This is a genomic window from Algibacter lectus (assembly GCF_004368925.1).
Taxonomy (GTDB): domain Bacteria; phylum Bacteroidota; class Bacteroidia; order Flavobacteriales; family Flavobacteriaceae; genus Algibacter; species Algibacter lectus.
On the sequence record NZ_SORL01000008.1, the window covers coordinates 946,867 to 970,817 of the forward strand.

Annotated in this window: 13 protein-coding genes; 12 read left to right on the plus strand and 1 reads right to left on the minus strand. The window is 33.6% G+C overall.

Annotated features, from left to right (window positions below; translation table 11 throughout):
• The first annotated feature begins 2 nt into the window (after nt 1-2).
• The 12 genes from DFQ06_RS12460 (at nt 3) to DFQ06_RS12515 (ending at nt 21,246) form a co-directional block, all read left to right on the plus strand.
• Nucleotides 3-1,205, plus strand: a complete 1,203-nt coding sequence (locus tag DFQ06_RS12460; protein ID WP_042504720.1) for a sensor histidine kinase — start codon at nt 3-5, stop codon at nt 1,203-1,205.
• Between the two features lie 99 nt (nt 1,206-1,304).
• Nucleotides 1,305-2,210: a hypothetical protein gene (locus DFQ06_RS12465; RefSeq protein WP_074937236.1), complete on the plus strand. Its 906-nt coding sequence runs from the start codon at nt 1,305-1,307 to the stop codon at nt 2,208-2,210.
• Between the two features lie 262 nt (nt 2,211-2,472).
• On the plus strand, nt 2,473-4,770 hold the full coding sequence (locus tag DFQ06_RS12470; protein ID WP_074937233.1) for an NADP-dependent malic enzyme: 2,298 nt from the start codon (nt 2,473-2,475) through the stop codon (nt 4,768-4,770).
• Between the two features lie 34 nt (nt 4,771-4,804).
• Nucleotides 4,805-5,386, plus strand: coding sequence for a Holliday junction branch migration protein RuvA (ruvA, locus tag DFQ06_RS12475; RefSeq protein ID WP_042504722.1), 582 nt, complete (start codon nt 4,805-4,807; stop codon nt 5,384-5,386).
• Nucleotides 5,387-5,392: 6 nt separating this feature from the next.
• The gene (sov, locus tag DFQ06_RS12480) at nt 5,393-12,622 is read left to right on the plus strand and encodes a T9SS outer membrane translocon Sov/SprA (RefSeq protein ID WP_394345342.1); all 7,230 of its coding nucleotides are present in this window, start codon (nt 5,393-5,395) and stop codon (nt 12,620-12,622) included.
• A gap of 99 nt (nt 12,623-12,721) precedes the next feature.
• The gene (gene gcvH, locus DFQ06_RS12485; protein ID WP_042497555.1) at nt 12,722-13,102 is read left to right on the plus strand and encodes a glycine cleavage system protein GcvH; all 381 of its coding nucleotides are present in this window, start codon (nt 12,722-12,724) and stop codon (nt 13,100-13,102) included.
• Nucleotides 13,095-13,472 (plus strand): VanZ family protein, encoded by a 378-nt coding sequence (locus DFQ06_RS12490; RefSeq protein ID WP_133967967.1) that lies wholly within the window; start codon nt 13,095-13,097, stop codon nt 13,470-13,472. Before gcvH ends, DFQ06_RS12490 begins: the two co-directional genes overlap by 8 nt.
• 61 nt (nt 13,473-13,533) lie before the next feature.
• Nucleotides 13,534-14,253: an energy transducer TonB gene (locus DFQ06_RS12495; RefSeq protein ID WP_042497553.1), complete on the plus strand. Its 720-nt coding sequence runs from the start codon at nt 13,534-13,536 to the stop codon at nt 14,251-14,253.
• Nucleotides 14,254-14,381: 128 nt separating this feature from the next.
• Entirely contained in the window at nt 14,382-15,173 is a 792-nt protein-coding gene (locus DFQ06_RS12500) for an energy transducer TonB (RefSeq protein ID WP_042504723.1), read from the plus strand.
• A gap of 159 nt (nt 15,174-15,332) precedes the next feature.
• Nucleotides 15,333-17,432, plus strand: coding sequence for a gliding motility protein RemB (locus tag DFQ06_RS12505; RefSeq protein WP_133967969.1), 2,100 nt, complete (start codon nt 15,333-15,335; stop codon nt 17,430-17,432).
• Nucleotides 17,433-17,789: 357 nt separating this feature from the next.
• A complete protein-coding gene (locus tag DFQ06_RS12510; RefSeq protein WP_133967971.1) occupies nt 17,790-18,851 on the plus strand; it encodes a T9SS type A sorting domain-containing protein in 1,062 nt (353 codons plus the stop codon).
• Between the two features lie 79 nt (nt 18,852-18,930).
• Nucleotides 18,931-21,246, plus strand: coding sequence for a chondroitinase-B domain-containing protein (locus tag DFQ06_RS12515; RefSeq protein ID WP_133967973.1), 2,316 nt, complete (start codon nt 18,931-18,933; stop codon nt 21,244-21,246).
• Between the two features lie 1,158 nt (nt 21,247-22,404).
• Here DFQ06_RS12515 and DFQ06_RS12520 read toward each other — a convergent pair.
• Nucleotides 22,405-23,940, minus strand: a complete 1,536-nt coding sequence (locus DFQ06_RS12520) for a RagB/SusD family nutrient uptake outer membrane protein (protein WP_052415348.1) — start codon at nt 23,938-23,940, stop codon at nt 22,405-22,407.
• Nucleotides 23,941-23,951 lie beyond the last annotated feature (11 nt).

A 23,951-nucleotide genomic window follows, 5' to 3' on the forward strand; every position in this document is an offset into this window, starting at 1 on the left:
TTATGGTTACCCCAGATATACCAGAAAATGAAGCTGAAAGGCTTAAAAATCTGGAGTCTTATAACATACTAGATACGCTTCCAGAAACAGATTATGATAATATTACGGCTATTGCTGCCGAAATATGCGGTACCCCAATTGCTTTAATTAGTCTATTGGATAATAAACGCCAATGGTTTAAATCGCACCATGGTGTAGATATTACCGAAACTCCAAAAGAACAATCCTTTTGTGCTCACGCTATAAATAATACCGATGGTGTTTTTATTGTTCCCGATACACGAGAAGATTTTCGTTTTCATGATAATCCGCTTGTAACAGGAGATTCTAATGCTATTTTTTATGCTGGTGCACAACTTACAAGTAAAAATGGATTGCCATTGGGGACTTTGTGTGTTATGGATCATAAGCCAAATGTTTTAAATGAAGGACAAATAAAGTCTTTGTCTGCGCTGTCAAATCAGGTTATGAATTTGTTAGAACTGCGTAAAAACAAATTTTTATTAGAGAAAACACTAACAGATTTAGAAGAGAAAAATCATGAATTAGAGCGTTTTGCATACATTGCGGCTCACGATTTAAAATCACCTTTAATTAATATCTCTAGTTTAGCAGAAATATTTATTACAGATTATAAATTAGATATTGACGCAGAAGGTTTAAAACTTTTAGAGTTAATTATGAGTTCTGCAGATAGTCTTCGAGATTTAGTTGACGGATTACTTAGTTATAGTAGAAGTGATGGACTTTTGAAAGAAGGTAAAGCTACCATTGATTTACAAGAATTGACCACCGAAATTGCTCAACTATTTAATTCGGATCATCATGTGAAAATGGTTTTAAAGTCTTCTTTAGAGACTGTGCGTGTTAATAAAACGGCTATTCATCATATTCTAATGAATTTGGTAAGTAATGCTATTAAGTACAGTGATAAAGAAGATGTGCTTATTGAAATAAATGCACAGGAGAGCAATACACATTATAAGTTTTATATAAAAGATAATGGTCCGGGCATTGACTTTAGTGATCAAACTAAAATTTTCAAATTATTTACAAAGGTTGCCAATCAGGATAAATTTGGTCAAGTAGGGCACGGTATCGGCTTAGCTACAGTAAAAAAAATAGTTGAAAAATTAGGCGGAAAAATAAGTGTAACTTCGGAATTGGGACAAGGAGCCACATTTAATTTTTCGATAAAGAAATAGTAACAGCCTTTAATATTTTCTAAAGAAATAATATTTTTTTGAAATGTTGGGGAATTAGTCCCGACTAAAACAGATTAATCAATAAAAGAAAATAATAAAATGAGAACATCTTATAAACTTCTAGGTTTATTTTTAGTATTAACCATGGTTGCATGTAAGCAAACAAAAAAAGTAGAAGCTGTTGCTAACCCAGAGGTTGAAAGTGCCGAAGCGAAATATGATATTCCAGCCTCTTGGATAGAAAAAAGAGTAGAAGCTGCACATAAAAAACTTAATGCTACAGAAGCAGGTAAAGTACTTTGGAGCGCTATGGAAGCTCATGGCGGATTGGATAAATGGTTTTCAAATGGATACCTTTCATTTCGTTTTAATTACCAACCATTGAATGGTAAAGGTATTAGAGATTCTTATCAAACCATTGATACTTGGAGCAATAAAGCAAGGCATAATAGCATTGAAGATCCAACATCTATCTATGGTTGGGATGGTGAAGAAGCTTGGTTAAAGGCTAAGGACAGTACTTCATTTGCTTACGATACTCAGTTTTGGGCTTTAACACCATTATATTTTTCTGGTCAGCCATTTGTTTTAGATGGTGAAGGTGTAAATCTTGAATTATTACCAGAGCAAGAATTTAAGGGCGCTACTCAAAAAATTTTAAAAGCAACTTACGATGCTGGTATTGGCGCAGCACCAGATGATTATTATATTTTGTATATAAATGCAGAAACAAACTTGGTAGATGCTTTTAAATATATTGTGTCTTATCCGCAGTATTTTCCAAACGGAGGGCATGCGCCAGAGAAAATTACAGTATCTCAAGGTACTACCACTGTTGATGGTATTGTGTTTGCAACTGGGTTTAAGACATACTGGTCTACAACAGATAAAGATGGGTTAGGTGAGTATATCACTAAAATAGATGTTAGTGATATTAGTTTTTCTCCAACTGTAGAAGATAATTTCTTTTCTAAGCCAGAAGGTGCAGAAGTATTGAATAAATAATTGAACAATAAATAATATTAAAAAGCCTTAGTTGTCACTAGTTGATAACTAAGGCTTTTTTGTTTTTTGTAATTAACTTAAAAGAAGATTAAATAGCAAGAGTAAAATAAAAATCAATTTTTTAAAAGAATAGCAGTTTGCTTGGTAGTATTATTATATTTGTAAGTTAGAAGCAAATCCTTTTAAGTTATTAAAATACATCATCTAAAACCGAGTAGTTTTAAACCTTAAAAGGCTAACAATAAATAAAATATCCATCTATATGAGTGAAGAAAGCAAGCGTAGAGAAGCCCTTATTTATCACGCAAAACCAACACCAGGTAAAATAGCAGTTGTTCCAACTAAAAAATACGCCACCCAACGCGATTTGTCTTTAGCCTATTCGCCGGGAGTTGCTGCACCATGTCTAGAAATTGAAAAAGATAAAGAAGCAGCTTATAAATATACAGCTAAAGGGAATTTAGTTGCCGTAATATCTAACGGAACGGCCGTTTTAGGATTAGGAAACATTGGTCCTGAAGCCTCGAAACCCGTAATGGAAGGTAAAGGTTTATTATTCAAAATTTTTGCAGATATCGATGTATTCGATATTGAAGTTGACACAGAAAATGTCGATGAATTTATTGAAACAGTTAAAAAGATAGCGCCTACATTTGGTGGTATTAACCTTGAAGATATAAAAGCTCCTGAAGCTTTTGAGATTGAACGTCGTTTAAAGGAAGAGTTAGATATTCCTGTAATGCACGATGATCAGCACGGAACAGCAATCATTTCGGCAGCAGCCTTATTAAATGCAGTTGAAATTGCTGGAAAAAAGCTAGAAGAAGTTAAAATAGTAATTAGTGGTGCCGGAGCAGCAGCTATTTCATGTTCACGTTTGTACCAGGCTTGTGGTGCAAAACGCGAAAACATGGTAATGCTAGATAGTAAAGGTGTTATTCGTGACGATAGAGAAGTCCTTTCTGATGAAAAAGCAGAATTTGCAACGCACAGAAAAATTGATACTTTACTAGAGGCTATGGAAAATGCCGATGTGTTTATCGGTTTATCTATGGCAGATATTGTAACGCCAGAGATGCTATTGGTAATGGCTGAAAACCCGATTGTTTTTGCCATGGCAAACCCTAATCCGGAAATAAAATACCAATTAGCCGTAGATACTAGAAAAGATATTATAATGGCTACTGGTCGTAGCGATCATCCTAACCAGGTTAATAACGTACTTGGTTTTCCTTTTATTTTTAGAGGCGCTTTAGATGTGCGCGCAACTAAAATTAACGAAGCCATGAAAATGGCAGCGGTAAGAGCTTTAGCTAAATTGGCTAAAGAACCAGTGCCAGAACAAGTAAATATTGCTTACGGTGAAACCCGTTTAACTTTTGGGAAAAACTATATTATTCCAAAACCATTCGATCCGCGTTTAATTGCAGAAGTACCACCAGCAGTTGCAAAAGCGGCTATGGAAAGTGGTGTTGCAAAACAACCTATTACAGATTGGGAACGTTATAAAGATAGTTTATTACAACGCTTAGGGTCTGATAATAAATTGGTTCGCTTGTTATTAAACAGAGCTAAATTAGCGCCAAAACGTATTGTTTTTGCAGAAGCTGATCAATTAGATGTTTTAAAAGCAGCACAAATTGTACATGATGAAGGTATTGCTATTCCTATTTTATTAGGAAGAAAAGAAACCATTTTATCTTTAATGAAAGATATTGAGTTTGATGCCGATATTTTAATTGTAGATCCAAAAGAAGAAGAAGAAAACGAGCGTAAAAATAAATACGCAAAAGTATATTGGGAGCAACGCAAACGTCGAGGTGTAACATATTATTCTGCACAACGTTTAATGCGTGAGCGTAATTATTTTGCTGCCATGATGGTGAACGAAGGTGATGCCGACGGATTAATTTCTGGATATTCTAGAAACTACCCAACAGTTGTAAAACCGATGTTGGAATTAATTGGTTTAGCAAAAGGTATTTCACGTGCTGCAACTACCAACTTAATGATGACGAAACGTGGTCCTCTGTTTTTAAGTGATACCTCAATAAACATCGATCCGACGGCTAAAGATTTGGCTAAAATTACTCAAATGACCTCAAAAGTAGTTCAAATGTTTGGTTTAGAACCTGTAATGGCTATGGTGTCTTATTCAAATTTTGGTTCGTCTATAAACGATCGTGCTTCAAAAGTAAGAGAAGCAGTATCTTTTTTACATAGACATTATCCGGAAATGATTGTTGATGGTGAGTTACAAACAGATTTTGCTTTAAACGATGAAATGCTTCGTGAAAAGTTTCCGTTCTCTAAATTAGTAGGTAAAAAAGTAAACACTTTAATTTTTCCGAATTTAGATTCGGCCAATATTACTTATAAGTTATTGAAAGAACTAAATGAAGCTGAGTCTATCGGGCCAATCATGATGGGGATGCGTAAACCAGTGCATATTCTTCAGCTTGGTGCCAATGTTGACGAGATTGTAAATATGGCTGCTATTGCTGTAATTGACGCTCAACATAAAGAGAAGTGGGAAGTAGAACATGCCGAGCTAAAATAATTTTATTACATTTGGAAGGGACCAATAACCGGTTATGATAACACACATTCAAGGTAAATTAGTAGAAAAAAATCCAACGCATGTTGTAATAGATTGCAACGGTGTTGGTTATATGTTAAATATATCGTTACACACATTTTCAAATATACCAGATGCGGAACAATTAAAATTGTTTACGCATCTTCAGGTTAAAGAGGATTCGCATACATTGTATGGGTTTTCATCGGTGGCCGAACGAGAAATGTTTAGATTGTTATTATCTGTTAGTGGTATTGGAGCAAGTATTGCACGTACTATGTTGTCTTCATTAACACCAAAGCAGGTGCGCGAAGGTATTGCAACTGGCGATGTGGCACTTATTCAATCTATAAAGGGTATTGGAGCTAAAACAGCACAGCGTGTTATACTCGATTTAAAAGACAAAGTATTGAAAATTTATGATATAGATGAAGTTTCTGTTTCTCAAGGCAATACCAATAAGGATGAAGCGTTATCAGCTTTAGAAGTGCTTGGCTTTGTTAAAAAACAAGCCGAACGTGTTGTGGAAAAAATTGTAATGGCCGAACCCGATGCATCGGTAGAGTCTATTATAAAACAAGCTCTAAAAAAATTATAGTACATTTTGAGAAGAACTAACCTCTATTTTTATAAATCAATAAAACACGTGGCTTTTTTATTGGCCATGCTGTGTTTTTCAGTAATATCTTGGGGACAAGAAAAAGAGCAAGATTCTGTAAAAAAAGGGTATCAGCAAGGTGAAATAAAAACATCGAGACCAAATAGTATTGAGTCTAAATATACTTATGATGCTTTAACCGATAGGTATATTTACACCGAAAAAATAGGGCAGTTCAATATTAATTATCCTGTAATTTTAACACCAAAGGAGTATTATGCTTTGGTTTCAAAACAAAATTTAAGTAGTTATTATAAAGAAAAGGTCGATGCCTTTTCTGGTAAAAAAGAAGGAGCAGACGAAGCTCAAAAAAACTTATTACCAGAGTTTTATGTGAAATCCGATTTTTTTGAATCTATTTTTGGAGGTAGTACCATTGAGGTTATTCCGCAAGGTTCTGTAGAAATGGATTTGGGTGTTTTATTCTCAAAACAAGATAACCCATCGTTTTCACCAAGAAATAGAAGTAATTTTACGTTCGATTTTGATCAACGTATCAGTTTAAGTTTATTAGGAAAAGTGGGAACACGTCTTCAAATAAATGCAAATTATGATACACAATCTACTTTCGATTTTCAAAATCTTATAAAATTAGAGTACACACCAACCGAGGATGATATCCTTCAAAAAATAGAAGTTGGTAATGTAAGTATGCCGTTAAACAGTTCTTTAATAACGGGAGCGCAAAGTTTATTTGGTGTAAAAGCACAATTGCAATTTGGTAAAACTACCATTACGGGTGTGTTTTCCGAGCAGCGTTCTGAGTCTAATACCGTTGTAGCTCAAAGTGGTGGAACGCTAGAAGATTTCGAGTTGTTCATTAGAGATTACGATGAGAATAGACACTTTTTCTTAGCGCAGTATTTTAGAGATAATTACGATAAGGCATTAAAAACTTACCCGTATTTAGATACTAGAGGTTTACAAATTACTAGAATTGAAGTTTGGATTACTAACAGAAGTAATAGAACAGATAATGTTAGAAATATTGTTGCACTTCAGGATTTAGGTGAAAGTGATAAAGTATATTCTGGAGTTAATGTTTTTGGCGGGCCAGGCGCTCTTCCTAGAAATAGTAATAATGCATTTGATCCAACAAAAATAACTCAGTCGGCACCAACATCTCAATTAAATGCAAGTATTAGAGATGTGGCAACTATTAAATCTGGTATTGAAGTATCGGGAACTAATGAAGGTTTTGATTATTCGACTCTAGAAAACGCAAGAAAATTAACCGAAGGTTCGGAATATAGTTTAAATACAGAGTTAGGTTATATCTCCTTAAATCAACGTTTAAATAGTGATGAAGTATTGGCTGTTGCCTTTCAATATACTATAGGTGGTGAGGTGTATCAGGTTGGTGAATTTGCTAACGATGGTGTTTCTGCTACCGATGTTACTACAAATACAAGTGGGGATGTTACTCAGGTTGTAAATAGTAATTTAGTGGTGAAATTATTAAAAAGTAGTATTACAAATGTCGATCTTCCTATCTGGGATTTAATGATGAAAAACATCTACGACACGGGTGCTTATAATTTAAGTTCGGAAGATTTTAAATTGAATATCTTTTATAATGAAGCCTCTCCTTTAAACTACATTACACCGGTTGGAACAACAGATTTTCCTAATCCATTACCAGGAGAGAAACCATTAAATGAACAACCGCTTTTGCGTGTGTTTAATTTAGATAAATTAAACTATAACAATGATCCGCAAACAAGTGGTGATGGTTTTTTCGACTTTGTAGAAGGTATAACAGTACTTTCGCAAAATGGGCAAATTATTTTCCCGAATGCAGAACCTTTTGGAGAATATTTATTTGATGTTTTAGGTGGTGGTGATTATGAAAATGATGCATCATACAACGAAAATCAAGAAAAATATGTTTACGATGTACTGTATAAAAGTACAAAAACAAAAGCTTTAGACGAAAACGAAAAGAATAAATTCAAACTAAAAGGACGTTATAAATCATCTGGTGGCGATGGTATTTCTATTGGTGGTTTTAATCTTTCACCAGGATCTGTGAGAGTTACGGCTGGCGGACGAGTGTTAGTTGAAGGTATAGATTATACTGTAAATTATCAGTTAGGGCAGGTTCAAATTTTAGATGAATCTTTAAAAGCTTCGAATACACCAATTGAAGTTTCAACAGAAAACAATGCTGTTTTTGGTCAGCAAACTAAACGTTTTACAGGTATAAATGTAGAACACAAGTTTAATGAGAATTTTGTTTTAGGCGGAACGTTTTTAAATTTAAATGAACGGCCAATTACTCAAAAAGCTAATTATGGTACCGAGCCTATAAATAATACTATTGTAGGGTTTAATGGAAATTACGCAACCCAAGTTCCATTTTTAACACGCTTGGTTAATAAGTTGCCAAATATAGATACCGATGCCGAATCTAATTTTTCTGTACGAGGTGAGGTGGCTTATTTACTGCCGGGTTCTCCAAGCGGAACTAACTTAAATGGAGAGGCTACATCTTACATAGACGATTTTGAAGGATCGCAAAATTCAATAGATTTACGTTCGCAACAATCTTGGTTTTTATCTAGTAGACCTGTTGGCTTAAATACACCTACTAATGGAAATGAGGATGATAATGGTATTCAAAATGGTTACCAACGTGCCATGTTAAACTGGTATTCTATAGATCCTATTTTTTATACAAGCCAAAGGCCAGATGACATTACAGATGAAGATATGTCTAGCCTTTACACAAGTCGTGTTTTTATAAACGAGTTGTTTCCAGATCGTGATTTAGTACAAGGGCAAAATTCTGTAATTTACACGTTAGACTTAGCATATTATCCACAAGAGCGTGGGCCTTACAATTATGATCCTGCTGCTGCCGATGGTATAGATAGTGTAGAAGCTAGAGATAGTTGGGCGGGTATTACGCGCCAGCTAACTTCAACAGATTTTGAACAACAAAACGTAGAGTATATAGAGTTTTGGTTACAAGATCCTTTTCAAGAAAATCAAACCAATCCCGGTGGTAAACTAGTTTTTAACTTAGGAAATATCTCAGAAGATATTATAAAAGATGGTAGAAAGTTATACGAAAACGGATTGCCTGATGATGGTAATATCGATTTGCTTCAAAAAACAGCTTGGGGAACGGTTGTACCTCAAAACCAATCTTTAATTTATGCATTCGATTCTACAGGAGATGAGCGCACTAATCAAGATGTTGGTTACGACGGATATCCTGATTCTGGAGAAACACCAGTAATTGCCGACGATCCAGAGCTTACCGCAATCTATAGTAACTACAGTGGTTTAGATGATCCTGCAAATGATAATTACGAGTATTTTTTAAATGCTGAAGGAGATATTTTTGATCGTTATAAAAAATATAATGGGGTTGAAGGTAATACCCCAGATACATTTAGTGATACCGATCGTGGTGCTAATACACAGCCTGATGTAGAAGATATTAATCGTGATAACACCATGAACACGATTGATAGTTATTATGAATATGAATTAGATATTCAGCCACAATATTTACCAAAATCAAGTACGGAATTCGATAATATTTCAGATGCCAATCCTTTAAAAGAATATTTAAGAGATTTTAAAGAACAACCTAGAGCCTTACCAAACGGAGAAAGTGTTAACGTAAGATGGTACCAAATTAGAATTCCTGTTGAAGGGAATGATAGAGTTGCTGTTGGAGGTATTAGTGATTTACGTTCGGTACGTTTTTCAAGAATATATCTAAAAGATTTTGTTCAACCTACTATTTTTCGTTTTGGAACTTTAGATTTAGTGAGAAGTGATTGGCGTCGATACGCACAGACTTTGAACGATGATATACCTTATGATTCGAGTGTTGATTTTTCTGTTGAAATTATTGGTACTATTGAAAACGATGGAAGTTATGAGAGACCTCCGGGAATCGAACCTGAAGAACTTTATAATAACAATACGGTAGTTGAGCAAAATGAACAGTCGTTGGTACTTAAGGCTTGTGATTTAGAAGCCGAAGACTCTAGAGCAGTTTATAAAAATGTTAGTTTCGATATGCGTCAGTATAAACGTTTAAGAATGTTTATGCATGCCGATGATGATGATTCTGGTAATTTAGATGATGAAGAGCTAGTCGGGTTTATTAGAATGGGTAATGATTTAACAGAGAATTACTATCAAATAGAAATACCATTACAAGTTTCTCAATCTACAACAAGAGAAGGGTTGTGGCCAACAGCTAATGAAATTAATATTCCTATTGAAATTTTAGGTAAAGTTAAAGCTCAGGGAATTTCAGATAGTTCTTTGGCTAACGAAGATCCAACATTTTATGATGTTATAGGAGATGATATTCGAATAGTGTCCGATGAATTTAGTGGTTATACACTAGGGCAACATCGTGTAGGTATTAAAGGAAATCCAAATTTTGGAGACATTAGAACCCTTATGGTTGGTGTTAAAAATATTTCTAGAGATAAAGGTGATGTTTGTGGAGCTGTTTGGTTTAACGAAATGCGCTTATCTGATATGGATAACGAAGGTGGTTGGGCTGCTGTAGTAAGTATGGATACCAACTTAGCCGATTTTGCTAGTATTAGCGCAACTGGAAGTCAAAGTACTTCTGGTTTTGGAGCGATAGAGCAAGGACCAAGTCAACGTAGTTTAGAAGATGTTAAACAATACGATGTGGTTACCAATGTTAACGTGGGACAGTTGTTACCGAAAAAATGGGGTATTCAAATACCATTTAATTACGGGCAAAGTGAAGAATTAATTACGCCAAAATACGATCAATTCTACGAAGATTTAACTTTAGATTCTCGATTAGATGCTGCCGAAACTGAAGTGGATAAGGATAAAATTAAAAAACAATCTGAAGATTATACCAAGCGCCAAAGTATCAATTTAATTGGAGTTCGAAAAAATAGAACGGGAGATGCAAAACCGCGTTTTTACGATGTAGAGAATGTTACTTTAAACTATTCTTATAATAAAGTAGAACATCGCGATTTCGAAATAGAAAACTCAGTTAGTAAAACAGTTCGTGTTGGTGCAAATTATGCGCATAACTTCAACCCTGTAACGATTCAGCCTTTTAAAAAGAACGATTCTTTATTTACTGGAAAATATTGGAAGATTTTAAAAGATTTCAACTTAAACCTGTTGCCTTCAAGCTTTACAATTAATACGGATTTAAACCGTCAGTTTAATAGACAAAAATTTAGAGATGCCGATTTATCTGGTGGATCAAATATTGAAATTGAAGAATTGTTTAGGCGAAATTATACTTTCGATTTTCAATATACTGTAAATTACAATTTAACCGAGTCACTTCAGTTTAACTTTACAGCTTCTAACAATAACATTGTTCGTAATTATTTTCAAGACAATATTATTAATGGGGAACAAGATCCAACGCTTGATGTTTGGGATGGCTTTTTGGATTTTGGAGATCCAAACAGGCAAATGCAAAACCTTGGGTTAACATATCAATTACCAATTAATAAAATTCCAACATTTAGTTTTGTTAATGCTACTTACCAATATACGGGTAACTTTCAATGGCAAAAAGGATCTGATTTATATGGTAGTCTTGAACTAGATGGCGAAACTTACGATTTGGGTAACACCATTCAAAATGCCAACACACATAATATTAATACATCTTTAGATATGAATAAGTTGTATAAATATATTGGGTTGGTTAAAAAGCCAATTAGACGTGTGCGAACAAGAACAACGGGACCTCCAACTAGTAAATCGTCTGCAAAAGATAAAAAGCAACCTAAAGTTAAAAGCCAATCGACTACTAAGCTATTAAATGCGGGTATAGATATATTAACATCAGTTAAAAGAGTGCAGTTTAATTACTCTGAAAATAACGGAACATACTTACCAGGTTACACACAAACACCTGGTTTTTTAGGGACACTTAAACCTACTTTTGGTTACACTTTTGGTAGTCAGGCTGATATTAGAAGTTTAGCGGCAAGAAACGGTTGGCTTACTTTGTATCAAGATTTTAATCAGCAATTTACATCTACTAATACAAAACAGTTAGATGTTTCTGCAAGTTTAGAGCCTGTAAAAGATTTAAAAATTGATATTGTTGGTAATAGAACTTATTATAAAAACTTCACTGAAAATTATAGAGTAGATGTTAATAACGATAATCAGTATGTTGGCTTAACACCAAATACATTCGGGAATTTTAATATATCTACACTTTTAATTAAAACAGCTTTTAGTAAAAGTGATGAAACCGTGTCTGATGCGTTTAATGATTTTAGAAGTAACCGACTTATTATTGCGCGCCGTTTAGCAACTCAAAATGGAGCCGATGTAAACGATTTAGATGATGATGGCTATCCAAAAGGTTTTGGTAAAAACAGTCAAAATGTATTGCTGCCAGCGTTCTTAGCGGCATATACAGGTACAGATGCAAATAAAGTAAATACTAGTGCTTTTAGAGATGTTCCAATTCCTAACTGGGATTTAAAATATTCTGGTTTCATGAAAATGGCGTGGTTTAAAAAGCGTTTTAAGCGTTTTTCATTAACGCATGGTTACCGTTCTACTTATACTATTAATCAGTTTCAAACTAATTTAGATTACAACGAAGTTGATTTTTCTCAGCCTTATGATGATCAACCAGACGATACTAAAGATCAATCTGGGAATTATAAAAACGAGCGTTTGTTTAGTAATATAAACTTAACAGAAATGTTTAGTCCGTTAGTACGAATAGATATGGAAATGAAAAATTCTGTAAAAATTCTAGCTGAAATTAAAAAGGACCGTTTACTATCATTAAGTTTCGATAATAATTTAATGACTGAGATTATCGGTAACGAATTCATTTTAGGTTTAGGATATAGAATAAAAGATTTAAGAATTAGATCGAATCTTGCTGGTCCGCAAAAACGCATTGTTAGCGATTTAAATATGAAGGCAGATATCTCGATTCGTGATAATAAAACTATTATTCGTTATTTAGATTTAGAAAACAATCAAGTTACTTCTGGTCAAACCATTTGGGGATTAAAATATTCGGCCGATTATGCCTTCAGTAAAAACCTAACAGGTATCTTTTATTTCGACTATTCTTTCTCTGAATATGCTATTTCTACGGCGTTTCCATTAACAACTATTCGTTCTGGTTTTACCATCAGATATAATTTTGGGAATTAACAACTAATCTATTTGAAAATCAATATTGAATAAATACATTTGTGAAAACTTATAAAAATTAGTTTTACATATTAATCGTATTTAATAAATAAAAATAAAATGAATATTCCATCAGAATTAAAGTACACAAAAGACCACGAGTGGGTAAAGGTTGACGGCGATGTTGTAACTATTGGTATTACCGATTTTGCACAAAGCGAGTTAGGCGATATTGTTTATGTTGAGGTAGAAACTCTTGATGAAACTTTAGAAGCTGAAGAAGTTTTTGGAACGGTAGAAGCTGTAAAAACGGTTTCAGATTTATTTTTACCAGTTTCAGGTGAAATTATAGAGTTTAATGAAGCTTTAGAAGATGAACCAGAAAATGTAAATACAGATCCTTACGGAGCTGGATGGATGATTAAAGTAAAATGTTCTGATGTTTCTCAAATCGATGGGTTAATGTCTGCAGACGATTATAAAGCATTAATTGGTGCTTAAAAAATCGGCAATAGTCTTAGCGGTATTATATACTGTTGCTTTAACAGCAGCTTGTTTAATGTCTCTTAAAGATATGCCAAAAGTAGATGTTTCTAATGGAGATAAAATTTTCCATTTTGGAGCCTATGCTGCTTTTACTGTTTTATGGTATGCTGCGTTTATTTTCAACTTTAAGTTGGAACAAATGAAAGCTTTATTATATGCAACTGTATTTGCTGTTGTTTTTGGTATAGTTATTGAGGTGTTACAAGATACTATGACGGACTATCGCGCCATGGATATTTATGATGTAGTAGCAAACTCCTTGGGAGCATTACTCACAGCTTTGATATTGTGGCGAATAAACAAATTACAAGTTAAAAAGCAATAAAGACTTGTTTTTTTGACAAATAAATAGTTATTTTAGCAATCTTGATAAACTAATTAAATTTATGGAACCTAAAAAAAATCCTAAAGCAAATGTTGGACGTAACAGTTCACTGTATTTTGCAATCGGCTTAGCGTTAATGTTATTCTTAACGAACTATGCTATTAATTTCAAAACTTATGATGACGTAATTACCGATATAGGAGTGGTAAGTATGGACGAAATAGAAGAGGAAGAAATTCCAATTACTAATCTAATGCAAACGCCTCCACCACCGCCACCGCCACCAGCAGCTCCAGATGTTATTGAGATTGTTGAGGATGAAGTGGAAATCGAGGAAACTATTATAGAGTCTACTGAAGTTGATCAAGAAACAGAAATTGTTGAGGTTGAAGAAGTAGAAGTTGTAGAGGTTGAAGAAGATATCGAAGTGCCTTTTGCTGTTATTGAAAATGTACCTGTTTTTCCAGGTTGCGAAAAAGGTAACAACGCAGCTAAGAAAGCTTGTATGTCTGAAAAAATTCAAAAATTCGTTACTAAAAAGTTTAATACTGAATTAGCTAGTGAATTAGGTTTATCAGGAAGACAACGTATTAACGTTATCTTTAAAATCGACAAAACAGGAAATGTTGTTGGAGTTCGTTCAAGAGCACCACACCCAGGTTTAGAAAAAGAAGCAGCACGTGTTATTAACATGTTGCCTAAAATGAAGCCAGGTATGCAACGTGGAAAAGCAGTAACAGTACCTTACTCTTTACCTATTGTATTCCAAGTTCAAGATTAAATTTCTTTTCAGCTGTTAAACAACAGCACAATAAATATAAAATCCCGTTACATTTCTGTAGCGGGATTTCTTTTTTGGTATGCTTATTGCAACTTTATCATAATATTAACATTTAAATTTTAATAATTATGAGTAATCCAAAGAAAACTCACGAACTCATTCGGCAAAATGAGCAAATCGTGAAAAAATCGCAAAAGCATGATGCAAATTTACAAAAAAACTCCACGCTTTACTTTCAGGTGGGCTTAATCATCTGTTTGTTTATGGTGTATGGTCTTTTTGAAATGAAGTTTGAGTCGGAAATCCCTAAGGAAAGTAGTTTCAATTTTGAACCCGACCCTGAGGAGATTCGAATTGAAAACTTTAAAATTTATGTTGAACCAGTAAAAGAGGTTCAGCCAGAACCTAAAAAATCAACTAAGTTAATTGATAAGGTAGAAGAAGTCGATAATGATGCGCCGCTTGAGGAGGCTATGAATATTAAAACGGCCGATCAGAATACAACGTCTAAGCCTATTGCTATTGGTGATATTGTTGTTGAAGGCCCTCCAGCCGATGAGCCTCCAGTAGATTTTGTTAGCGTTGAAGAAGTGCCTGTTTATCCGGGATGCGAAAACAAAAAAACAAACTTAGATAAACGTAAATGTATGTCTGAGAAAATAACAAAGTTGGTTCAGAGAAAATTTGATACTAATTTAGGTAGCGAGCTTGGTTTGTCTGGAAAACAGGTGATTAGAACTCAGTTTAAAATTGATAAAACTGGTCGTGTTACCGATATTAAAACTCGAGGAACACATCCTGATTTAGAGAAGGAAGCTGAGCGTGTTATTAATAACATTCCGGAAATGACGCCAGGAAAACAACGAGACAAAAATGTAGGTGTTATTTATACCTTACCAATAGTGTTTAGTGTGCAGTAATAAAATACTCAATAAAATTATCTAAAAGCCGTTAGCCTATATAGGTTAACGGCTTTGTTGTTTGAAGGAACTGATACAGTTGCCGTGCAGAATATAAAAAATATAGTATCTTTCGAGCTTAAATATATTTTATATTATTTATCAATCCTCAATTAAGTGATGAAGCAATTTCTTTTCCTAGTTTTCATTTTGGCTCAATGTGTTGGTTATACTCAAGGCAATCCGTATTCGGAAAAGCCTCCTGTGTTTTCAGGGTGTGACAGTATTTCATTCAGTAAACAACAAAAATGTTTCGATAACCAAGTACATGCACACATCTATAATAGTTTTAAGGTGCCTGTAAGGGTTGAAAAAGAAAAATATAAAGGAGAAGTTGTGGTTCTTTTTGAAGTGGATACAATAGGTCGGTTTCAGGTGATGTATGTTGATGCGGTTTATAATGAATTAAAAGATGAGGCTAAGCGTGTGTTTTCAAGTTTGCCAAAAATTAAACCGGCAACTTATAATGGGCGTCCTACATTTAAACAATATTCGCTTCAAATTAAAATTCCTTTGATAGATACGAATTTAGATATCGATGAAAGCGAAGCAATTAATCCAATTTCTAAGTTAGAACAACAAGCCAAGCAAGAGTTTGATAGAGTAAATAATGATTTAAAGACCTTCGAAAATAAAGCTTATAACAGTCAATTAAATATTCTGTTTACGCATAGTGATTATGCTAAGTTTGATAGGCAAATGAATGTTGTGGGTAGCAATAGCCATACGGCATCAAAACCCTTTGTTTATGATGATGTAGCGAGTTATTATGATTTTCAGGCAGAAAGAGAAGCTCTACAGCGTGAAACTGCAACTTGGGCCGGACAAAAACTTTGGAATGAACATTTAGTGCAACTACAAAGTGACGATTATTGGTTTACAATAGACCCTATTTTCGATTTAGAAGTTGGTAAAGACACTGATGCGGAGTTCAGTTCTACTTATAATAATACCCGAGGTTTTTTGGTTCAAGGTGGTTTGGGAGAAAAGTTTAATTTTTATGCTTCTGTTTTTGAAAGTCAGGGGCGTTTCGCAGATTATGTAAATAGATATGCTGAAAGTTTAAAAGCCTTCGGGCCAGATCCGGCTATTATTCCTGGGCGTGGTATTGCTAAAAGATTTAAAACAGATTCTTACGATTATCCTGTTGCGGAGGCATACATGTCTTATGCACCCGCAAAATTTATAAATATTCAATTTGGGCATGGTAAAAATTTTATAGGTGATGGTTATCGTTCGTTATTATTGAGTGATGTTGCTAGTCCGCACCCATTCCTTAAATTAAACACTAAGTTTTGGAAAATAAAATATACCAATACCTGGATGTGGTTAAAAGATGTACGCCCAGAAGTTACTGAAGACGGTGCGTTTTTAACTAAATATATGGCTAACCATTATTTAAGCTGGAATGTTTCGAAGCGATTTAATCTTGGTTTATTTGAATCGGTAATTTGGAGTAACACTAATAATCGTGGCTTTGATGTTAATTATTTAAACCCTATTATTTTTTATAGAGCTATAGAGTTTGAAACGGGTCAAGATGCAGGAAATGCTGTAATAGGTGCTACCGCAAAATATAAGTGGAATGATAATATTAACTTATATAGTCAGTTTGTGTTAGACGAATTTTCTTTAGCTGATGTAAAAGCGGGGGAGAGAAGTTGGAAAAACAAGTTTGGCTATCAATTGGGCGTTAAGTATTTTAATGCTTTTAAGGTTGAAAATTTACTGCTTCAATTTGAATATAATCGCATTCGTCCTTACACATATTCACATAACACGATAGGCACAAATTACGGACATAATAATCAGTCTATGGCACATTTGTGGGGCGCGAACTTTAGTGAAGCTATATTTATTGGTCGTTATCATTATAAACGCTGGTTTGCCGATGCAAAGTTAATTTTTGGTGTGCGTGGTTTAGATTTTAATGATGATACAAATGGGTTTAGTTATGGCGCTGATATCTATAAAAACTATAATGATCGTCCATTCGATTCTGGAGTAGAAGTAGGGCAAGGCATTAAAACTAATGTTTTTAACGGAAATTTACAGGCTGGTTATGTTATTAACCCTGCGTCTAATATGAAGTTATTTACCGATATTACAGTTAGAAATTTTAATCCCGAGGCAACTACGGCCACAACTTTCAAGAATAATACGGTTTGGTTGAATTTCGGAATTAGAACCGATTTGTTTAATTGGTATTTCGATTATTAATCGTCTTAAAAATAAGTAGTATTCTTTTCATTTTATCGATAATCTAGGGGTTCGAAGTCTTTTCTCGCATCTTTATTATGAGGAAGCTTTGTGCTTTATGTTAAAATTTAATCTGATTTATGTTTAAATCACACAATTTCAGTGCTTTGTTTTTTAGTAATAACCTCCTGTTTGAATATATAAAATATAATTTTCGAGTTTTTATATGTGGGATTTTAACCATAAAAGATGTTTAATTACCAAACTTTCTGTTAAAATAATTTGCATACCTCGAAATAATGTATATATTTGGAAAACCAATCTGGTTAACCAATTTGGTTTTCCAGAGTACTATTCACAAACTAAAACAGGCTAGATATGAAAACAAAACTACTTTTTCTTTTTTCTTTTATGCTTGCAGCTTTTGCGCACGCTCAATTCACATCTTCTCCTGGAGATATAATATTTACTGAGTTTTTACCAGATCCTTCCACATCAAGTGAAGCTCAAGGGGAATGGTTTGAGATTATGAATACTACGAGTGCTGATATTGATATTGAAGGATGGACTATTAGAGATGGTTCTTCAAGTAAAAGATCGCATCTTATTATAGGGTCTTTAATTGTTCCGGCTAATGGCTACTTGTTATTGACATCAAATAGTGATGCTGCTGTTAATGGTGGTTTAGTCTCATCTTATCAGTATGGTGTAATATCACCAACACCATTGGTTTCTGGTTCAGGAACAGGATCTAATTTTCCTACGTTTAATAATTCTAATAGTTTTGATGACGGAGTAGGAGGATGTAATAGTAGTGTTGATGAAGGTGGAATTGATGATGAGATAGATGGTTTAAGGTTATTAATGCCGATTATTAGTGATCCTGAAGTAGATACAACGGATTTTGTTGAAATAGATAGATTTGAGTATGATTTTGGATATAATGCTACAAATTTAGCGGGAAGCGGAAAACCAGATGGTATTCCAAACTTACAATTGCTTCCTAGTTGGGATGGCTCTTTTACTCAGTTGTCAGGGTCGTCTTGTTATAATGGAAATGCATCTTTGGATGATGATGTAAGTGTACAGTTAGTAAATGGTAGTTGGGTGTTTTCAGACCCAAGCGTAGGTGTTTATGGTTCTACGAGTTATTACGGAACGCCTGGCGCAGCAAATACAAACGTGCTTTCTGTTGATAAAAATGTACTTGCATCAAAATTTAAGATTTATCCAAATCCAGCGCAAGATCATATTAAAATAGATGCCGATAATGTAAATGTTTCTTCTGTAGAAATGTTTAGTATTGTTGGTAAAAGATTAATTTCAGAAAAGAATTTAGTAAATAATAAATTAGATATTTCAAGTTTAAATAGTGGTGTTTATCTTTTAAAAATAAACGCATTAGAAGGAAGCTTGGTTAAAAAAATTATAGTTGAGTAGTTAGTTGTTTTTAAAAAGAAGGTCTTTTGTTGTAATTGGCCTTCTTTTTTGTTATTTTAAATTTATCAAAAACCTTTTTATGAATAAGTTGTTTAGCCTTTTATTGGTAGTTGTTTTATGTTTTTCTTGTAACGGAAAAGTTGAAGATTCAGGTACTTTAGTAAGCACCAATAAGGAATTGTACGAGGCTATTAAAAATGTTAAAGCCGGAGATAATATTGTTTTGGCAAACGGTGTTTGGGAAAACGTAGAAATAAAATTTGTAGGTGAAGGAACTGAAAATGCTCCAATTACATTAAAAGCAGAAACGCCTGGCCAAGTATTTATAGAAGGTGTTTCTAATTTAGAAATTGCCGGAAATTACTTAGTTGTAGAAGGCTTGTTTTTTAGAAATGGGTACACACCCACAAGTAATGTTATCGCGTTTAGAACTAGCGAGGAGAAAGTTGCCAACTATTCTAGAGTTACCAACTGTGTGATTTTAGATTACAACCAAAAACAACGTGATAAAGATGACCTTTGGATTCAACTTTTCGGAAAACATAATAAAGTCGATCATTGTTATATTGCAGGTAAAACTAATGGCGGTCCAACCCTTAGAGTTGATTTAAAAGGAAACCAAAGTATTAGAAATTATCATCAAATTGTAAATAACCATTTTGGTCCAAGACCGAGAAAAGGAGGGGCTCGAGGAGAATCTATCCAATTAGGTAGTAGTTTTACGTCTATGTCTCCGAGTAATACAACTATTGCAAATAATTTATTTGAAGAATGTAATGGAGAGGTTGAAGTTATTTCGAGTAAAACAAATTTTAACGAAATTAGAAATAATGTGTTCTATAAAAGTGAAGGTTCTGTAGTAACGCGCCACGGTAACTATGCTGTTATTGATGGTAATTATTTTATTGGAGATGGTGTTAATAAAAACTACGGAGGAATTAGACTTGTAAACACGGGGCATTGGGTTATTAATAATTATTTCTATAATATTATTGGTGAAAACTTCAGAAGTCCATTGGCTGTTATGAATGGTATACCAAAATCACCATTAAATAGATACAATCAAGTTACAGATGTTGTGGTTGCATATAATACTTACGTAAATTGTAAATCACCTTGGCAGTTTGGAGTTGGTACTAATATTGCACAATCTGATGTGTTGCCAAAGTCGGAAATTCGTTCTGCACGACCTATTAGAACTGTTGTTGCAAACAATGTTATTTACAATACAGAAGGAGATTTATTACCAGTTGTGGAGCATGATAAAGCAGACGGTGTTCTTTTTAAAAGTAACATTATTAATAATAGCGATGTAGAGTTTAAAGATTACAACGGTGGTTTACAGAATGCTAAATTAGAGTTGAAAAAAGTTTCTGAAAACATATCAATTCCGGTAGGTGTACCAGGTGAAGTAACACCTTATGTAGGTTTTGAATTTAATACAATAACGAAAGATTTAGCAGGGAATTCAAGATTAAATCAAAATAAAATAGGTGCTTTTGTTAATGCTGATATGCCAGATCCTAATATTTTAGATAAATCTAAATATGGAGCAAGTTGGTATTCTAACGAGATAGCAGTAAAAGAAGCTAACATCTTTACTGTTGCCAACGCAGAGGAACTTCAAGCTAAAATTAACGAAGCGCAAAATGGTGATATTATAGCTTTAAATGCGGGAGTTTATCAAATTTCTAAATCGATAGAAATTAATAAAAGCATTACAATACAATCTCAAGAAAAAGCGAAAGCACAAATTGTTTTTTCTGGAGAAAGTAGTTCACCTTTATTTTCTTTAAACCCTAAAGGCATATTAACGCTTAAATATGTCAGTTTAAAAGGAAATAATTCAAACTACGCTTTTGCTAGTTTAAAAGAGAATATGTCTAATCATTTTGGATTAGCGGTTTCTGGTTGTGATATCAGTGATTTCAATTATGTTTTAAAGGTTTACAAGCAGTCTTTTTCAGAAAAAATCACTTTTGAAAACACATCTATTTCAAACTGTGAAAATGGTTTAGAATTATCTGAAGAAACAAACGATAAAGGCGATTATAACACAGAGTATTTAACCGTAAATAACTGTACGTTCGATAATGTAAAACAAAACGTTATAGATTATTATCGTGGTGGTTATGATGAGTCGACTATTGGCGGAAATCTATTAGTTACTAATAGTACCTTTACTAATTGTGGCGCCAACGAGCAAAACAAAATGTTGTTAAACCATAGAGGTATTGTTTATGTAAACATTGCTAAAAACACTTTTAAAGATAATAAGGTTGATTATGTTTCTATTCTGTGGGGAGCAAAGGAGAACTATGCATCTGATAATGATATTAGTAATTCTGGTGAAATTAAAACCGAAGAAAATTTAAAAATGAAGTTGATGTATTAGTCGTTGATTTTATTATCGAAATAGTAAAAAAGGCATTGAAAATTAATTTTCAATGCCTTTTTTCTTGAGCCAATGTTTACTATTGATGTTAAGATATATAGGAGATTCTTATTTAGAGCCTGTAGTATTTATTAAGTTTAGGGGGATTGGTTTTCGTGATTTACTATAGTGTTATAAGTATTAAAACTTCCAGATTCTATTTCTTCTAATTGTTTTTCCTAATTAGGACTGTATGCGCTTGCGCGGAAAAGTTTCATATTGAAATAATAAATAATCAGATAAAAATGTTTTAACTCGGATACTCTTTTGTCGTTAAAAAAAATATGAGCTGTAAATATTTACGTTTAAATATTTAGTAAATAATGTAAAATGCGATGTATTGCTTATTAAGCTCATTGTAAAAATATGTTATTTTTTTAGAGGTTTTAAAAGTCATTAAATGCAGTGTTTTATTTCGAATGCCTGCTAAATTATAAAGCATCACAAGAATGATGATAATAATTGTTTGGGTGTATTTGTTTTGTAATTTCTAACTATACAATTTATTTTTAGTTCAATAGCTTTGTATAGATAGCGATCAATCAGCAAATCTTTGTGGTGTTTTTTTAGTACCAATGGCGCTTTTAAGAGTGTTATATAAAGTTTTGCAGGTAATCATTAGGCGATAGGCTATGCGCTTTTAAACGCTTTCTGTGTTGTTTAGTTATCGCTTTTCTATTGTGTGTAGAAAATATATTAGTTAGACGGGAATATAAAGCTTTAAGGATAATCTTTATTCTTAGTTTACTCGAGCTACTGTGGCAAGTTTGTTTGAAGATGAAAACTGTTTATGCTCATTAAGAAGAGATTTTAGTAGGGAATTGGGGTAGGTGTCTTCAAGTGGTAGTTTAGAGAAGTTTAGTTTATACAGAAGGTTGTTTGTAGGTGTCTGTGATATTTGTTTATCATTACCTTGTCTTTTTTTTTGTTATTGAGTGAGGTAAATCTAGAAATTAAAGTAAAAAAAAACAGATTCAAAATAATATTCAAGATGTTGTTGAATATTATTAGAATCTGTTTTAGTTATTTATAATCTTTAGTTTTCTGCTTATTTGGTTTAGACCAATATAGAAAACTTCAAAAGGTTACAAATATTAAATCTATAAATAAATAGTTCTATTATAAATTTGGGTTTCTATCTAATTCATCTTGAGGGATTGGTGTATCATAATCCTCTGCTGAGTTCCAGTCAGGTTTTGCTCCTTCATATCCAGACGCGCTAAAAACTTGATCACCTAATTGTCTTCTCTTAATGTCATACCATCTTTTACCTTCAAAAGCAAGTTCTATTCTACGTTCTTCAAGTACATCAGCAACTGTTATACTTGTAAGATCTGCAGGAACTGTACTCGCTGCAATTGTTTCTTCTACATATGCACCGTTTGTAGAATCACCACCGTTTCTTGCTCTGCTTCTTACTTCATTAAGAAGATCAACAGCATCAGCAGCTCCAATTTCAACTCCTGCTTCAGCAGCAATTAATAATACTTCAGCATAGCGTATCATCGAATAGTTATGGCTTGTTGCTCTTTTATTACCACGAGCATATGGGCCAGGATAACGTGTGTATTTCGCAATGTAAGGTCTGTTTTTAGCGTTACTATGACCACTTAGAGTGAAATTTGTATAGTCAACATCTGTACCGCCAATAGTTGCTCTTGTTTGGAAGCTAACACGTTTTCTGTAGTCGTCCTCGTCAAAAGAGTCATAAACAGCCATAGCTGGAACAGCAACAGACCATCCTTGATCATCGTCATCACCTCTAACTCCTGTCATTGGAGCAGTCTGATCATAAGAGTTATCAGAAGCTTCAACATTATTATAATCTAATGCAAATATTGGTTCTTTAGAAGCATCAATTTTGTTAGCGTTAAATAGAGTCTGAAAATCAGGGTCTAAATCTACATCATATGTCGCTTTATTAGTAATAACCTCTTTCGCTTTGTTGTAAGCTAATTGAAAATATGCATTGTCATTAGTTCCTGCTAAAGTTAAGTAAACTAAAGCTAGGTAAGATTTTGCAGCGGCTTTAGAAGGTGTCGCTCTAGAAGTAACTGTGTTTGGTAACCATTGTTCAGCGTACTGTAAATCTGATATGATGTTTTCATAAACTTGGGCTTCTGGAGTAGAACTTAAAGAACTAGATGCATTTATGTCTGTTACAGGTTCTGTGATATAAGGTACATCTCCAAATAATCTTACTAAATGAAAGTAATAAAAAGCTCTTGCAAAGTAAGCTTGTGCGATAACAGGATTTTTAAACTCATCGGCAACCTCAACTTTTTCACCGCCAGCAATTGCATCATTAGCTGCTGCAATACCTAGGTAAATTCTTGTCCATGGGTCAAAAACCATTTCGTTATTACCAGAAATAGTGTGAGTATTCATTTCTACTCTTCGGGTTTCAGTTGATGCAAGATCGACCATGTCAGAACGTAATAATAACGCAATTGATAATTTTCTACCCCAAATCTCTTCATTAATTGCATGAGTTAAAGAAGCGTTTACGGCTAATTGTATATCATCTGTTGTTTGGTAAAATCCATCTGGAGATAACAATCCTACAGGTTCTTCCTCTAAATCGGAACACCCTACTGCAGATAGTCCTAAACCTAGTCCTATCATCATTAAAAATATATATTTAGTTTTTTTCATTTTATATGCTT